The 16,361-nt window shown below is 68.1% G+C and carries 12 protein-coding genes; 6 read left to right on the top strand and 6 right to left on the bottom strand.

Annotated features, from left to right (window positions below; genetic code table 11):
• The first annotated feature begins 1 nt into the window (after position 1).
• Positions 2-760, top strand: a complete 759-nt coding sequence (locus L324_RS25440) for a phosphodiesterase (RefSeq protein ID WP_037313752.1) — start codon at positions 2-4, stop codon at positions 758-760.
• Between the two features lie 160 nt (positions 761-920).
• On the opposite strand, the gene L324_RS25435 is transcribed toward L324_RS25440, so the two are convergent.
• From L324_RS25435 to L324_RS25410, 6 genes are all read right to left on the bottom strand, one after another.
• Positions 921-2,543 (bottom strand): CocE/NonD family hydrolase, encoded by a 1,623-nt coding sequence (locus L324_RS25435; protein WP_037313749.1) that lies wholly within the window; start codon positions 2,541-2,543, stop codon positions 921-923.
• Between the two features lie 151 nt (positions 2,544-2,694).
• Entirely contained in the window at positions 2,695-4,083 is a 1,389-nt protein-coding gene (locus L324_RS25430; RefSeq protein WP_037313746.1) for an aspartate ammonia-lyase, read from the bottom strand.
• 10 nt (positions 4,084-4,093) lie between these two features.
• Positions 4,094-5,065 carry an asparaginase gene (locus L324_RS25425; protein ID WP_037313744.1) on the bottom strand — a complete coding sequence of 324 codons (972 nt, stop codon included), beginning with the start codon at positions 5,063-5,065 and terminating at the stop codon, positions 4,094-4,096.
• Positions 5,062-6,501: an amino acid permease gene (locus L324_RS25420; protein ID WP_037313741.1), complete on the bottom strand. Its 1,440-nt coding sequence runs from the start codon at positions 6,499-6,501 to the stop codon at positions 5,062-5,064. Before L324_RS25420 ends, L324_RS25425 begins: the two co-directional genes overlap by 4 nt.
• Positions 6,502-6,505: 4 nt before the next feature.
• Entirely contained in the window at positions 6,506-7,177 is a 672-nt protein-coding gene (locus tag L324_RS25415; RefSeq protein ID WP_037313908.1) for a FadR/GntR family transcriptional regulator, read from the bottom strand.
• Between the two features lie 327 nt (positions 7,178-7,504).
• Positions 7,505-7,906, bottom strand: coding sequence for a nitroreductase/quinone reductase family protein (locus L324_RS25410; protein ID WP_037313739.1), 402 nt, complete (start codon positions 7,904-7,906; stop codon positions 7,505-7,507).
• A 132-nt stretch (positions 7,907-8,038) separates the two neighbouring features.
• Between L324_RS25410 and L324_RS25405 the strand changes: the two genes are divergently transcribed.
• The 5 genes from L324_RS25405 (at position 8,039) to L324_RS25390 (ending at position 16,086) form a co-directional block, all read left to right on the top strand.
• Complete coding sequence (locus L324_RS25405) at positions 8,039-9,124, top strand: plasmid pRiA4b ORF-3 family protein (protein ID WP_235783646.1); 1,086 nt, start codon at positions 8,039-8,041, stop codon at positions 9,122-9,124.
• 205 nt (positions 9,125-9,329) lie between these two features.
• The gene (dnaE, locus tag L324_RS25400; protein ID WP_037313737.1) at positions 9,330-12,914 is read left to right on the top strand and encodes a DNA polymerase III subunit alpha; all 3,585 of its coding nucleotides are present in this window, start codon (positions 9,330-9,332) and stop codon (positions 12,912-12,914) included.
• Positions 12,914-14,386, top strand: a complete 1,473-nt coding sequence (locus tag L324_RS25395) for an MFS transporter (RefSeq protein ID WP_037313735.1) — start codon at positions 12,914-12,916, stop codon at positions 14,384-14,386. Before dnaE ends, L324_RS25395 begins: the two co-directional genes overlap by 1 nt.
• Before the next feature lie 127 nt (positions 14,387-14,513).
• Positions 14,514-14,699 carry a hypothetical protein gene (locus L324_RS42500; RefSeq protein WP_152546996.1) on the top strand — a complete coding sequence of 62 codons (186 nt, stop codon included), beginning with the start codon at positions 14,514-14,516 and terminating at the stop codon, positions 14,697-14,699.
• A gap of 142 nt (positions 14,700-14,841) precedes the next feature.
• Positions 14,842-16,086, top strand: a complete 1,245-nt coding sequence (locus L324_RS25390; RefSeq protein ID WP_037313733.1) for a low temperature requirement protein A — start codon at positions 14,842-14,844, stop codon at positions 16,084-16,086.
• The last annotated feature ends 275 nt before the right edge of the window (positions 16,087-16,361 follow it).

Raw genomic sequence — 16,361 nt, 5'->3', positions numbered from 1 at the left:
GATGTTCGTGACGGCACATCTGAGCGACAACCATCTCGACGGCGGGGAGCGCGCGGACGAACGCACCGCGCGCGTCATGCGGTACCTGGAGAACCTGGCGACGCCGGTCGACGCGATCCTGGTGACCGGCGATATCGCCGACCACGGCACGGTCGAGGAGTACCGGCGCGCGGCGGAACTGTTCAAGACCGGCGTCCCGCTCTTCACCTGCCCCGGCAACCACGACAAACGCGCCGCGTTCCGCGAAGGGCTGCTGGACCAGGCGCCGGACGACGCCCCGGTCAACGCGGTGCACACCGTCGGCGACGTCACGTTCGTCATGGCCGACTCGAGCATCCCCGGCAAACCCGACGGACGGTTCGACGACGAGACCCTGGCCTGGCTGGACCGTGTCCTCGCCGACGGCGACGGCCCCGCTTTCGTGGCCTTCCACCATCCGCCGGTCGAGCTCGGCCTGCCGCTGGTGGACGCGATGCGCCAGCACGGCGAGGACGCGCTGGCCGAGGTGCTCGCGCGCCATCCGCGGGTGGTGGCCCTGTTCTGCGGGCACGTCCACGCCGCGACGTCGACGACGTTCGCCGGCCTGCCGCTGCGGTCGGCACCGTCGGTCGGGTCCAGCATCCTGTTCCCCTGGGAGGAGAACGGTCTCCGGCCGTGGGGTGAAGGCGGGCCGATCGACTACGACCTGCCGCCGTCGCTGCTGTTCCACGTGCTGCACGAGGACGGCAGGCTGACCACGCACCAGCGCGTGGTCGTCTAGGCCGTGTCCTGCAAGTCTTGTTCGCGGTCTTCGCGCCCAGGCGGCCCCTGACGGCACGGGCGGACGCGGCCGAGTACGACCCGGTACGAGGCCGATCCGCCCGCACCGCCAGGAACCACCTGGATCACGAAGCCCATCGAACAGACTTACAGGACATGGCCTAACCGCCGAACACCGGCAGGGTGATCCGGGACGGCCGCGCGGGGTCGTGGAAGATCTCGAACCGCGTGGGTTTCCCGTCCACCGCGCTGAAGACCGGCTCGTCGGTGCCGTGGTTGCGGGCGAAGCGAGGGAACGCTCCGCCCGCGACCTGCAGCCGCAGCCGGTGGCCGCGCCGGAACCGGTACGCCGTCGGATCGAGGTGCACCTCGGCCGCGACCACACCGTCCACATCGGACTCAGGGCTGCCGGGACGCAGCCGGAGGATGCCGTCGGTGACGTTGCGGGAGACGCCGCGACCATCCACATCGCACAGCCGGACGAAGACGTCGCCGTGCCCGAGGTCGGTCCGGACGTGCACGAGCGCGGAGACCTCGCCGATGACGTCGAGGTCCCGCTTCAGCCGCTCACCGGTGAAGACGAGCACGTCCTGACGCTCTTCGACGATCTTGTTGTCGCGTTGCTTCCACACTCCCGTGAGCAGGGGACCACCGACGGTCGGCGTCGGATCGGCGGGGTCGAAGGTGAAGGCCCCGGGTTTCGATTCCACCGGTTCGGCGACGGAAAGCCCGCCGGGACGCAGGAAGTACGGGGTGGCGTCGGATTTCGGCGGCCAGCTGTCGAAGTCCAGCCAGCGTCCGGCGCCCTGGAGGTACAGGCGCACCGGCGCTTGCCTCAGCTGCGCGCGATCGCCGAGCAGATGGGCGGAGAGGAAGCCGATCTGGTCGCTCACCAGGGTCTTCAGACTGGCGGGCTCGCCGTGCGCCCACGGGCCGATGGTGATCCGCGGCGCGCGCCCGGCCGCGGCGAGTTCCTTGAAGTCGCGCAGCTGGGCCGCGATGAACAGGTCGTACCAGCCGGTCACCATCGTCACCGGCGTCGTCAGCGCGGCGACCCGCGCGCTGTGATCCGACGGCGCCCAGAAGTCGTCGCCCGGCTCGGCGTGCCCGGTGACGTCCTGTAGGAACCGCACCTGCTTGCCGATGGCCGCGACGTCGGCACCGGAGACCGGGAGGTGGGCCATGGCCTGGCGGGTCTTCTTCGTCTGCCACGGGTTGGGCACGCCCGCGAACCGGCCCTCCTGCCGTCCGATCAGCGCCGACCACGAGACCATGTTGTCGACGGCGAGGACCCCGCCCGGATAGAAGGTCGAGACGAACTCCGACGCGGTGATCGCGAGGCACAGCGCTTCGAGCGGCTCGTCGAGATACGGCGCGACAGACCATTGCGTATGCCCGAGGTAGCTCGCGCCCGCCATCGCGATCCGGCCGTCGCACCACGGCTGCTCGCGCAGCCAGGCGACGGTGTCGAGGCCGTCTTCCTTCTCCAGATGGAACGGCCGGAACTCGCCGCCGGAGCCGAAGGTCCCGCGCGTGCTCTGGACGACCGTCTGCAGCCCGTGCCGTGCGAAGGTCTCGCCGAAGACCTTGCCGGACAGGCCTTTCCGGCCGTAGGGCGTGCGGATCAGCACCACCGGCCGCGGCTCGTCGCCCGGGACGGCGTAGCGATCGGCGAGCAGCCGGACGCCGTCGGCCATGGGGACGGGGATCGCCTTGGTCACCGAAGGGGCGGGGCCTTCCGCCGGAGGGAGGCCGAGTAGCCGGTCGAGGAGTCGGTCGAGCACGCTGGCCGCCTTTCGTGCGGAGGATCACCTTCCGCTTACGACCGTACCCCCGTCAGGGATGTCATGAGGGGTCCCCATAGGACGAAATTTGTCCTATGGGGACCCCTCATGACGCGAGGCGGACCGCCCGGTACCGCCCCGCAGGTCCGCCTCAGCCGAGCCGCGCGAGCGTCTCCGGCTTCAGCAGCTTCGCCAGTTCCTCCGCGGGAAGGAGCCCCTTCTCGACGACGAGTTCCGCCACCCCGCGCCCGGTCTCCAACGCCTCCTTGGCGATCTCGGTCGCCGCCGCGTATCCGATGCTCGGATTCAGCGCGGTCACCAGCCCGATCGAGTTCTCGACATAGCCCCGCATCACGTCGGCGTTCGCGGTGATCCCGGAAACGCACCGCTCCGCCAGCACCAGGCAGGCCGACCGCAGATGCGTGATGCTCTCCGAAAGCGAGTGCAGGATCAGCGGCTCGAAGGCGTTGAGCTGCAGTTGCCCGGCTTCGGCCGCCATCGTGATGGCGACGTCGTTGCCGATGACCTCGAACGCGACCTGGTTGACCACCTCGGGGATCACCGGGTTGATCTTGCCCGGCATGATCGACGACCCCGCCTGCACCGGCGGCAGGTTGATCTCGTTGAGCCCGGCCCGCGGACCGGACGAGAGCAGCCGCAGATCGTTGCAGCTCTTCGAAAGTTTCACCGCGATCCGCTTGAGCACCCCGGAGAGGTGCACGAACGCGCCACAGTCCTGGGTCGCCTCGACGAGGTCGGCGGCGGGTTCGAGGGGCAGCCCGGTGATCTCGCGCAGGTGTGCGACGGCGGCTTCGGCGTACCCGGGCGCGGCGTTGAGGCCGGTGCCGATCGCGGTCGCGCCGAGGTTGATCTCGTGCAGCAGCGTCACCGCCTCGGTGAGCCGCAGCCGGTCTTCGCCGAGCATGACCGCGTAAGTCCCGAATTCCTGCCCCAGCGTCATCGGCACCGCGTCCTGCAACTGGGTGCGGCCCATCTTCAACAGGTCGCTGAACTCGACGGCCTTGGCGCCGAACGCCTTCTCCAGCACCACCATCGCCTCGGCCAGTCCTCGTACGGCGATGATCGTCGCGACGTTGACCGCGGTCGGATAGGCGTCGTTGGTCGACTGCCCGAGGTTCACGTGCTCGTTGGGGTGGACGCGGGCGTAGTCGCCCTTCTCGTGCCCGAGCAGTTCGAGCGCGCGGTTCGCGATCACCTCGTTGGCGTTCATGTTCGTCGAGGTGCCCGCGCCGCCCTGGATGACGTCGACGACGAACTCCTCGCGCAGCGCGCCTTCCCGGATCTCCCGGCACGCCCGGCGGATCGCGTCGGCGACGTCCGGGCTCAGCAGGCCGAGATCGGCGTTGGCCTGGGCCGCGGCCTCCTTGACCGCGGCGAGCGCCTCGATCAGGTGGGGGTAGGAGGAGATCGCGGTGCCGGTGATGGGGAAGTTCTCCCTGGCCCGCGCGGTGTGCACACCCCAGTAGGCGTCGGCCGGGACTTCCTTGTCTCCCAGCAGATCGTGTTCAACACGGTGCATCGAAGGCTCCTCAGGCGGCAAGGTGGTGTTCGGCCAGCGCGCCGGTCACGCGCAGGCCGTCGGTTCCGGTGGTCCCGGCGAACGGCTTCAGAACGTCCCGGTCGACGCCGCACAGTTCGAGTGCGGCGGCGAGCACCGGCTGCCGCGCGCGGTCGCCGCCGTCGGCGATCTTGACCGCGATCGCCGTGCCGTCCGGCAGGGCGGCGACCTGAACGGCCTCGAAACCGTCCTTGGCGATCAGGCCGGGAACCGCGCGCATGAGCGCGGTGACGTCGCGACGGGTGCCGGCGACCAGCTCCGGATGTTTCCGGATCCCTTCGGCGACAAGACGTTCCGGGGTGCCGGCGGCCGCGGAGGCGATCTTGCCGACGGCCGTGGCGAGCCCGCGCAGCGAGACCGCGAACAGGGGAGCGCCGCAGCCGTCGACGGCGACCTTCGGGATTCGTTGCCCGGTCAGGTTCTCGACACAGCCCGCGATCGCGCGCTGCAGTGGATGCCCGGGATCCAGATAGTCCTTTGTGGACCAGCCGTGCAGGCGACAGGTCGCGAGCATCGCCGCGTGCTTGCCGGAACAGTTGTGCGCCAACCGGTTCGCGCCCCGGCCGGCGGACACCCAGGCGTCGCGCTCGACGGGATCGAACGGCAGGTCTTCGGGAGTCCGCAGATCCTCGGTGGTGAGCCCGGCGCCGTCCAAGGTCCGGAGGACCTCCGCCAGGTGGATCTCCTCGCCCGAATGGCTGGCCGCGCCGACGGCGAACCCGGCCGGGCTCAGCTCCACCCCGAGCCGGGCCATCGCGGTGGCCTGCAAGGGTTTCGCCGCCGAGCGCGGATAGAACGCGGCCTCGATGTCGCCCGCGGAGAACAGTACGCGGCCGTCCGGCGCGAGGACCACGGCCGAACCGTGGTGCACCCCCTCGACCATTCCGTCGCGGAGGAGGTGCACCAGCGGTTCATGCGCGGGGATTCGGATTTCGGGGATCACAGCTTCGTCTTCTCGAAGACGTCCATGTTGATCCGCTTGCGGACCCCGAACCAGCCGGCCACCAGCGCGACCCCGATGATCGGCAGGCAGTACAGGGTGATCCGGCCGGTCTCGTCGAAGGCCATCAGCACGACGACGGCGGCGAGGAAGATCAGCGTCGCGATCTCGGTGTAGGGCGAGAACGGCAGCCGGTACGAGGGCCGTTCCACTTCACCGCGGTTGGCCTTGCGCACGAAGAGCAGGTGGGAGAGCACGATGATCGCCCAGGTGCCGAGGATGCCGATGGCCGCGAAGTTCAGCACGATCTCGAAGGCCTGGCTCGGCACGAGGTAGTTCAGGCCGACGCCCAGCACACAGACCGCCGAGGTGAGCAGGATCCCGCCGTAGGGCACGTGGTTCTTGTTCATCACGCCGGTGAACTTCGGCGCGGACCCGGCCAGCGACATCGAGCGCAGGATGCGGCCGGTGGAGTAGAGACCGGAGTTCAGGCTGGACAGCGCTGCGGTCAGCACCACCAGGTTCATCACGTTGCCCGCCTGCGGCACCCCGATGTGCGAGAGCACGGTGACGAACGGACTCTCGTTCTTCGAGTAGGAGTCCCACGGCATCAGCATCGCCAGCAGGACCACCGAGCCGACGTAGAAGATCCCGATCCGCCACATGATCGAGTTGATCGCCTTCGGCATGATCTTGCGCGGATCCTTCGTCTCACCCGCGGCGACGCCGACCAGCTCGACCGAGGCGTAGGCGAACACGACGCCCTGGACGATCAGCACCATCGGCAGCAGGCCGGCCGGGAAGATCCCGCCGTGGTCGGAGATCAGCGAGAAACCGGGCGTCTGGCCGTCGATCGGCTGCTGGGTGACCAGCAGGAAGATCCCGATCCCCATGAAGGTCACCAGCGCGGCGACCTTGATGATGGCGAACCAGAACTCCATCTCGCCGAACAGCTTGACCGACACCATGTTCAGCGCCAGCACCACCGCGAGGGCGATGAGCGCCAGCACCCACTGCGGGATCGGGGTGAAGAAGGACCAGAAATGGGCGTACAGCGCGATCGCGGTGATGTCCGCGATCCCGGTCGTCGACCAGTTCAGGAAGTGCATCCAGCCCGCGACGAAGGCGCCCTTTTCGCCCATGAATTCCCGGGCGTAGGAGACGAAGGCGCCGGAGGAGGGGCGGTACAGGATGAGTTCGCCGAGCGAGCGCACCACGAAGAACGCGAAAAGGCCGCAGACCGCGTAAACGATCGCCAGCGCCGGGCCCGCCTGCGCGAGCCGTCCGCCCGCGCCGAGGAACAGGCCGGTGCCGATGGCGCCGCCGATCGCGATCATGTTGACGTGGCGGGGCTTCAGCGCCTTGTCGTAGCCGGCGTCACCGGCGTCGGCCGGCACCGGCACGGCTTTGTCGTCCGTGCTGAGGGTCTGTTCGGTCACGGTGTCAGTCGTCCTTGTCCGGGTGCGTCGTGTGGCCGGGCCGCACGATGGTGGTGAGGGCGTTCTCGACGTGCTCTAGATGGGAGGTCATCGCCGCGACGGCGTCCGCTTCGGAGCCGGCGGCGATGGCGGTGACGATCTCGCGGTGCTCGATGTTCGAGCGCGCGCGGCGGCCGCCCAGCTGGTTGAGGAAGGACGACTGGCGCGCCAGGGCGTCCCGGATCTCCTCGATGACCTTGCCGAACACCGGGTTGCCCGAGGCCTGGGCGATGGTGATGTGGAACAGCGAATCCAGCGCCACCCACGCGGTGTTGTCGGTTTCGAGGTCCATCCGCTCGACGAGGTGGCCGAGCAGATCGAGGTCGTCGGTACTGCGGCGCACGGCCGCGTATCCGGCGACGGGGATCTCGACGTGGCGCCGCACCTCGAACAGGTCGCGGGCCGAATAGGTCCCGAAGGTGGGGTTCTCGACCGGCCCGGTGGCGGTCACGAAGGTCCCCTTGCCCGTTTTGGACACGGTGAGCCCGAGTGCCTGCAGCCCCCGCAGTGCCTCGCGGACGACCGAACGGCTGACCTCGAACTCCTTGCCGAGCGCGGACTCCGACGGCAGTTTCTGGCCGACGGGATACTCGCCGCGCTCGATGGCGCCGCGAAGGTGGGCCAGCACGGCCTCCATCGCGCTGATGCGCCGCGGACCACCGTGTCCGGCTGTCTGGCTGTCAGACAGGTTCATGGGACGGAATCGTGCGGTCGGTCGATCACTTTGTCAAGCGTTCGGTCTCAGGGCCTCATTCGCCGTGCGAGGCCGGCGGCGATGGGTTAAGCGGACGTGAATACAAAGCGGTACTGGGCGCCTTCGCGCGCCCAGAGCCCTGTGGTGGCACCGAATTCCGGGACTCACGTGTCCAGTGTCACAGGGGCTGAAGGGGCCCTTCACCGCATGCGACGCGGCGAAGGGCGCTTTCCCCGCATCGCATGCGGGGAAAGCGCCCTTCAGCTCCGGTCACGCCCGCTTGAGCGCGATCACCGGGAACGGGCGACTGGTCTTCGCCTGATGCTCGGCCAGTCGCGGGAACGCCTTCGCCTGCTTCGCGAACAGGCGGTCCCTGGCCGCTCCGGTGACCTCGACCGCATGGGCGGTGAAGGCCTCTCCGTCCGCTTCGACGTCGACCGACGGCTCCGCGAGCAGGTTCCGGTACCAGTCCGGATGCCCCGGAGCGCCCCCGTTGGCCGCGAAGACCACGTAGCGGTCGTCGTCGGCCAGGAACAGCATCGGCGTCACATGCCGCCGCCCGGTGCGGGCGCCGGTGGTCGTGAGCAGCAGCGTCGGGAGGCCGTCGCCGTGGCGGCCGTTCGCGCGGAACTCCGCGATCACGCGTTCGTTCATCTCACGCAGGTCGATCATCAACTCTCCGGGCTGCTCGGTGATCTTGGCGGCTGGCCAGTCTGCCGATCCGCGCCCTGGTCGGCAAGCACTTTTGGATCATGGCTGCTCGCCGGGCCGCAAATTGTCGGTGCCGCTCGCGATACTCGACGGGTGAGCCCCGTCAGCCGCGGGCGCAAGCCCGCCAAAAGACCGAAGAACGAGCGCTCCCGCCGGTCCCGTCCGCTTCTGGACGTGGCCAGGGTGGAGCGCTGGCCGAAGCTGCTCCACGGGCCGGTCGGGCTTTCGGACTGCGTCGTCCAAGGCCGAGCGGATCAGGACCGCATGGTCCTCTCGGCCACCCTGACCGCGGGCAAACGCTCGGTGGGGGTCGAGGTGGTGGTCAACGAGCGCGAAGTCGACGTGATCGAACTCCACCCCGTGCCCGCCGACGCACGGTCGGTTCTTCGCGGCGGTTTCGAGGTGACAGAGGCACCGCTGACTCCCGAGGAGTTCCGGAGTCAGGTCGAAGCGGCCTTGAACGTCAGTGCGGATAGCGCCGCCTGGATCCGGGAGACGATCCCCGACCTGATGAAACTGGGCAGAGATCCGAGGCCCGACCTGCCCGAGCGCGCGGCCCAGCTGCGCCGATGGCTCGGTCTTCCCGGCTACGAACCGCTGCCGCGCATATCGACGGCCGAGCCGTTGCCGCTCGTCCTGCCCCCACCCGCGCCGGTCACCGGACTCCGGCTGGCGGTCGCCCTGGCCGAGCCGGACGACGCGATCTGGCGACGGCTCGAAGTCCGCTCCGACGTCACCCTCGCCGACCTGCACCGGAGCCTCGCGGCCGCGTTCGACCGTGCCGAACGGGAGTATCACCGGTTCGAGACCGCGTACGGCGGGTTCGGCGCGGACATCCTGGGCGGAGAAGGCGACCGTCTGGACGACGAGGTGACCCTCGGCCAGGTCGTCACGTCACCCGGACACCGGTTCGTCTACGAGGCGGAGCGCTGGCGGCACTGGCTCCGCGTCGAGTCGTTGGTCGCCCTTCCCGAAGCACCGAGGTGTCTCGACGGCGAACGCGCCGCGCCTCCGGCGGACTGCGACGACGAGCGGGGCTACGAGATGTTGCTGGATGCCCTGCGCGACCCGGACGACGAAGTCAACGAAGGCCTTATCGAAGAACTCGGCGGCCAGGGGTTCGATCCGGAGTGGTTCGACAAGGAGGTGGTCGACGAGCGGCTGGCCCGGCTGAGCTGATCCGCGAGTCCGGCCCACTGCCCCGTTCGGGTGGCGACGACTCCGGCGAGCCAGCTGGATTTGATCTTCGACAGCTAGCAGACTCGGCATCGCCCAAGAGCCGCGTCCCCCCGCGAGTTGCTGATGATCTTGGCAAGCCTAGGGTGGGAGGACCGGCCCGCGTCACGCAGCCAGGGATCCGTCTGCCTAGGGGAGGTTTTCGCTGGTGTCGAACGATTCCTTCGTCCACCTGCATGTGCACACCGAGTACTCGATGCTCGACGGTGCGGCGAAGATCGCCCCCTTGTTCAAGGAGGCGGCGCGCCTCGGCATGCCCGCGGTCGGGATGACCGACCACGGCAACATGTACGGCGCGGACGAGTTCTACCAGCAGGCGGTCAAGCACGAACTCAAGCCGATCATCGGCATCGAGGCCTACGTCGCGCCGGAGAGCCGCTTCCACAAGAAGCCGGTCTTCTGGGGACAGGCCAACCAGCGCGGCTCCGACGAGTTCGGTGAGGGCGGTGACGTCTCCGGTGGTGGTGCCTACACCCACATGACGATGCTCGCCGAGAACTCCACCGGGCTGCGCAACCTCTTCAAGCTCTCGTCGCTCGCGAGCATGCAGGGCTACTACCGCAAGCCCCGGATGGACCGCGAGCTGATCGCGGAGAACCACGAAGGCATCATCGCGACCACCGGCTGCCCCTCGGGCGAGGTGCAGACGCGGCTGCGGCTGGGGCAGCGCACCGAGGCGATCCAGGCCGCGTCGGACTACAAGGACATCTTCGGCGCCGACAACTTCTTCCTCGAACTGATGGACCACGGCCTGCCGATCGAGCGGTCGGTCCGTGAGGGCCTGCTCGAGGTCGGCAAGCTCCTCGACCTCAAGCCGCTGGCCACCAACGACTCGCACTACGTCACCAAGGACCAGGCCGACACCCACTCCGCGCTGCTGTGCGTGCAGGCGGGCAAGACGCTGAACGACCCGAACCGGTTCAAGTTCGACGGGGACGGTTACTACCTGAAGTCGGCCGCGGACATGCGGGAGTACTGGGACAAGGAGGTCCCCGGCGCCGCCGACTCGACGCTGCTGATCGCCGAGCGCGTCGAGTCCTACAAGGACGTCTACACGCACAAGGACCGGCTGCCGTTCTTCGAGGTCCCCGAGGGCTACGACCAGGGCTCCTGGCTGCGGGAAGAGGTCGCGCGCGGCCTCAAGTGGCGGTACCCGGACGGCGTCCCGGACCCGTACTACAACGAGCGCATCGAGATCGAGCTCGACGTCATCATCGGCAAGGGCTTCCCCGCCTACTTCCTCATCGTCGCCGACCTCATCAACTACGCCCGCAAGGTCGGCATCCGCGTCGGCCCCGGCCGTGGTTCGGCCGCCGGCTCGCTGGTCGCGTACGTCCTCGGTATCACCAACCTGGACCCGATCCCGCAGAAACTGCTGTTCGAGCGGTTCCTGAACCCCGAGCGCGTCTCGATGCCCGATATCGACATCGACTTCGACGACCGCCGTCGCGGCGAGATGATCCGTTACGCCACCGACAAGTACGGCGTCGACAAGGTCGCGCAGGTCATCACCTTCGGCACCATTAAGACCAAGGCGGCCATCAAGGACTCCGCCCGCGTCCACTTCGGCCAGCCGGGCTACGCGATCGCGGACCGGATCTCGAAGGCGCTGCCGCCGCCGATCATGGCGAAGGACATCCCGCTCTCGGGCATCGTCGACTCGAAACACGAGCGCTACGGCGAAGCGGCCGAAGTCCGCGCGCTCGTCGAGACCGACGAAGAGTGCAAGACGATCTTCGAGACCGCCCGTGGTCTCGAAGGGCTGATCCGCAACGCCGGCGTCCACGCCTGCGCGGTCATCATGTCGAGTGAACCGCTCACCAACGCGATCCCGCTGTGGCAGCGCGACGACGGTTCGATCATCACCGGCTGGGACTACCCGTCGTGCGAGGCCATCGGCCTGCTGAAGATGGACTTCCTCGGCCTGCGGAACCTCACCGTCATCGGTGACGCGATCGACAACATCAAGACCAACCGCGGGATCGACATCGACCTCGACACCCTCGGCGTCGAGGATCCGGAGACGTACAAGCTCCTCGCCAGGGGAGACACGCTCGGCGTGTTCCAGCTGGACGGCGGGCCCATGCGGGATCTGCTGCGCCGGATGCAGCCGACGGTGTTCGACGACATCGTGGCGGTGGGCGCGCTGTACCGCCCCGGCCCGATGGGCATGAACGCGCACAACGACTACGCCGACCGGAAGAACAATCGGCAGAAGGTCAAGCCGATCCACCCGCAGCTCGAGGAGCCCCTGAAGGAGATCCTGGCCGACACCTACGGCCTGATCGTCTATCAGGAGCAGATCATGCACATCGGCCAGAAGGTGGCCGGGTACACGATGGGCCGCGCGGACGTGCTCCGCCGGGCCATGGGCAAGAAGAAGAAGGAAGTCCTCGACCAGGAGTTCGTGGGCTTCGAGGCCGGGATGAAGGCGAGCGAACTGGTCCCCGGCGGCTTCTCGTCCGAGGCGATCAAGGCGCTGTGGGACACGATCCTCCCGTTCGCCGGCTACGCGTTCAACAAGAGTCACGCGGCCGCGTACGGCCTGATCTCGTACTGGACCGCGTACCTCAAGGCGAACTTCACGCCGGAGTACATGGCCGCGCTGCTCACCTCGGTCGGTGACAACAAGGACAAGTCCGCGGTCTACCTGTCGGAATGCCGTCGCCTCGGGATCAAGGTGCTCCCGCCGGACGTCAACGAGTCGGCGCTGAGGTTCGCGGCCGTCGGGGACGACATCCGCTTCGGCATGGGTGCCGTCCGCAACGTCGGCGCGAACGTCGTCGAGTCGATCATCAAGACCCGCGAGGAGAAGGGGAAGTACTCCTCCTTCACCGATTTCCTCGACAAGTCCGAACTCGTGGCCTGCAACAAGCGGGTCATCGAATCGCTGATCAAGGCGGGCGGGTTCGATTCGCTCGGCAACACCCGGCTCTCGATGATCCAGGTGCACGAGGACGCGGTCGAGGCCGTGGTCCCGCTCAAGCGCCAGGAAGCGATGGGTCAGTTCGACCTCTTCGGATTCGGCGGGGACGACGCCGCGGAGGACGCGGTGTCCTCGTCGCCGCTCGCGCATCTGAAGTTCGGGGAAGAGGAGTATCCGCGCAAGCAGCTCCTCGCCTACGAACGGGAGATGCTCGGCCTGTACGTCTCGGCGCATCCGCTGGACGGCGCCGAGCGGATCCTGCGCAAACACGCGCCCCGCCCGATCGCCGCGATCCTGGCCGATCCGCCGAAGGAAGGCGAGCTGATCATCTCCGGGCTGATCACCTCGCTGGAACGCCGGGTCAACAAGAAGGGCGAGCCCTGGGCGATCTGCACCGTCGAGGACATGGACGCGTCGATCGAGGTCCTCTACTTCCCGAAGTCGTACGCGATGTTCTCGGCCGACCTGATCGAAGACAACGCGGTACTGGTCAAGGGCCGGGTCAACTGGCGCGAGGACAAGATGTCCATCTTCGGCGGCGGACTGGTGCCGCTCGACCTGTCCGAGGTCGGCAACGGGGACGACGATCTGCCGCTCGTGCTGCTGGCCGCGCCGGAGAAGCTCGACCAGGCGGTGGTCAGCGAGCTGAAGCAGACCCTGCTGGCGCACAAGGGCGAGACCCCGGTGCATCTCAAGCTGGTCGGCAAGAACCAGACGGTCTTCGCGCTCTACGACTACCCGGTCAAGGTGACGTCGATGCTGATCGGTGAGCTCAAGGGCATCCCCGGGATCGCCGCCAGCACCTGATGACCACCTTCGAACCCGACCCGCGGCGCTGGAAGGCGCTCGCCGTCTCCCTCGCCGCCGGGTTCATGGGCCTGCTCGACGTCAGCATCGTCAACACGGCGCTGCCCTCGATCCAGAAGGACCTCGGCGCGTCCAGCGGCGGGATCCAATGGGTCGTTTCGGGTTACGCGCTGGCCTTCGGGCTGGTGCTGGTGTCCGGCGGCAGACTCGGCGACGCGCTCGGCCGCCGCCGCATGTTCCTGTTCGCCCTCGCCGCGTTCGTGCTGACCAGCGCGTGCGCCGGAGCGGCGCCGGACGAGACGACGCTGATCATCGCGCGGCTCCTGCAGGGTTTCGCCTCGGGCATGATGACCCCGCAGAACAGCGGGATGATCCAGGACCTGTTCCGCGGCGCGGAACGAGGCCGCGCGTTCGGCATGTTCGGTGCCACCGTCGGCATCTCGACCGCGGTCGGGCCGGTGCTCGGTGGCGTGATCCTCGCCGTCTTCGGCGATCCGCAAGGCTGGCGCTGGGTCTTCTACGTGAACGTGCCCATCGGGATCCTGGCGTTCGCGCTGGCACTGAGATGGCTGCCGAAAGCGGAAAAACCGGCGAGAAGCCTGCGGGGCGAGATCGACTTCGTCGGCATCATGCTGCTGGGAGTCGCGGTCCTCGGCGTGCTGCTCCCGTTGATCGAATCCGAACAAGGCGGACTCAGCGGCCTGTGGTGGCTGTTCGTCGTCGCGGTGGTCTTCGGCTTCGCGTTCGTGCGCTGGGAACGCTCGATGGTGCGGCGCGGTCGTCCTCCGCTGCTGGACACACGGCTGTTCACCGAGACACCGGGTTACGCCACGGGTGCCGCCGTCGGCGCGCTGTACTTCAGCGGGTTCACCGGGATGTGGCTGGTCTTCGCTCTCTTCTTCCAGCAGGGCCTCGGTTACACGCCGCTGCAGTCCGGGCTCGCCGTCACCTCCTTCGCCCTCGGCTCCGCCGTCTCGGCGGCGGTCGCGGGACGGCTGGTGCCGAGATGGGGCCGCAAGCTCACCGTCACCGGACTGCTCATGGTGATCGCCGGGATGGTCACGGTCGCCGTCCTCGCCGGTCAGGACCCCGGTGCCGCCGCGGGCTGGTGGTTCGCGGTCCCCTTGCTCGTCGCCGGTGTCGGCGGCGGCATGGTCATCTCGCCCAACACCACCCTGACCCTCGAATGCGTGCCGACGTCGATGGCGGGGGTGGCCGGGGGAGCGTTGCAGACCGGACAGCGGATCGGCACCGCGATCGGCACCGTCGTCCTGGCGTCGGTCTTTCACGCGGTGCTGGGCGCGAAGGGCGGTTACCCGTCGGCCCTGACCGCGGCGATGCTGTGCGCCGCCGGATTGACCTGTTCGGCGCTTTTACTGGCCGTGATCGAACTTCGCGCGCGCCGGAACCGGCGATTGCTCACTGAGCGGGAGGAAGCCGCCCGTGCTGCCGCCGATAGTCAACGCGGCTGAGTCATCGGTCCGCGCCGATGACTACGGTCGGCAAGACCCGATGCTCCATCCGAGTGACTGAGCCAGTCAGAGTCTGGCGCTACTCAGAGCAACCGGGTAGACCTTACGGAGCCTTCACTGCTGTGTCTTGGCTACCGACAGTGGTATTTCTGTCGATCGCTCGGGGATGGAGCGATCGGCCGAAGCGATCATGGCGAGTCCGGAGTTCCAGGAACGGTCACCCGTGATCACGAGCCGGTGGACGGCCGTCGGCGTCCGCGGGGGACCGTTCGGCGGCAGCCGGTTCGCGTCCACTGACAGCCGAGTCCGGTGAAGCATTCGCGCGGGTGGGTCCGGCAGGGGACGCCTGGGGAGGTGCACCCCGGCCTGGACCCACCCGCCGCGCGCTCTCCGCAGGTGTGAACCGCTTCGGGCTGCGAAGATCTTCGCGAGTTCGACAATGCGGAGGAGCACCGATGGCGGAGAATTCTGAGGGGCGGAGTCGCCTGCGGGTCTGGTACCGGCCGATGAGGATGCGGGATTCCGGGGAAGGGCATCGGGTCGCGACCCCGCTGGAGCTGTTGTTCGACCTGTGTTTCGTGGTCGCCGTCGCGCAGGCCGCGGCCGGCCTGCACCACGCGATCGCCGAAAACCACATCGGCCAGGGCGCGCTCAGCTTCGGGATGGTGTTCTTCGCGATCTGGTGGGGCTGGTTGAACTTCAGCTGGTTCGCTTCGTCGTTCGACACCGACGACGTCCCGTATCGGCTGGTGACGCTCGTCCAGATCGCGGGAGGGCTGACCGTCGCCGCGGGTGTCTCGTCGGCCTTCGAAGGCGACTTCACGATCATGGTGGCCGGCTACGTCTTGATGCGGCTCGCGATGGTCGTGCAGTGGCTGCGCGCCGCCAGGACCGATCCCACCTGCCGCCCCGCGGCCTTGCGCTACGCCATCGGCATCACGATCGTCCAGATCCTGTGGATCGTCCGGCTCGGGTTGCCGAAGTCCTTGGCCCTGCCGTCGTTCTTCCTGATCCTGCTCGCCGAACTCGCCGTCCCGATGATCGCCGAACGCAAGCGGTGGACCGGCTGGCATCCGCATCACATCGCCGAACGCTATGGCCTGTTCACGATCATCGTGCTGGGTGAATCGATCCTCGGTGCCACCACGGCGATCAAGGAGGGGCTGGACAAAGGCGAGCACACCGGCAGCCTGATCTCCCTCGCCGCGGCGGGGCTCGTCCTGCTCTTCTCCCTGTGGTGGCTCTACTTCGACCAGCCGGGACACGTCCGGCTCCAGAAGGCGAAGAGCCTGTTCACCGTCGCGAGCTGGGGTTACGGGCACTACCTGATCTTCGCCTCGGCGGCCGCGCTCGGTGCCGGTCTCGAAGTCGCCGTCGACTACGACACCCACACGGGGCACGTGGCGCCCCTTCCCGCGGCCATGGCGACGACCGTGCCCGTCGCGATCTACCTGTTGAGCGTCTGGCTGATGCACATCGGGCCCACCAACGAATGCCGTCCGATCGCGATCGGCTTCCCGGTGACCGCGGTGCTCGTGCTCGCCGCGTCGTTCACGCCGGCCCCCATCCACATCACCGCTCTGCTTGCCGCCGCGCTCGTCGCGCTGACGGTGCTCGCCACGCATGGCGAGCCCGTGCCCGGGGACAGCCGGATCGACGCAGGTCAGAGCCTCGGCGCGAAAAAAGGGACCCCCCTGTAAACGCCGGTTTCGGGCCGTGTAATGTTCTCTTCGTCGCCAGGGAAACCGAGCGGCCGCCGGGAACACGAACCAAGCTCCCACCGGATGGTGGTAGAGTGGGTGGTCCCGAACCGGAGAGGTAACCTTACCCCTGTTGAAACGGCAGTTTCGAGCAGGTGCTAGGGTGTGCTCCGAACAAAAGCCAAGAAATAACTGCTTCAGATAAGGCCGCGTGCGGTGCGATCTGGGGTGTGTTGCTTGAGAACTCAACAGTGTGCTAGTGAACTAAGCCAGTA

The organism is Amycolatopsis orientalis DSM 40040 = KCTC 9412 (assembly GCF_000478275.1).
Classification (GTDB): Bacteria; Actinomycetota; Actinomycetes; order Mycobacteriales; family Pseudonocardiaceae; genus Amycolatopsis; species Amycolatopsis orientalis.
This window is presented reverse-complemented; position numbering and strand designations above follow the sequence as displayed.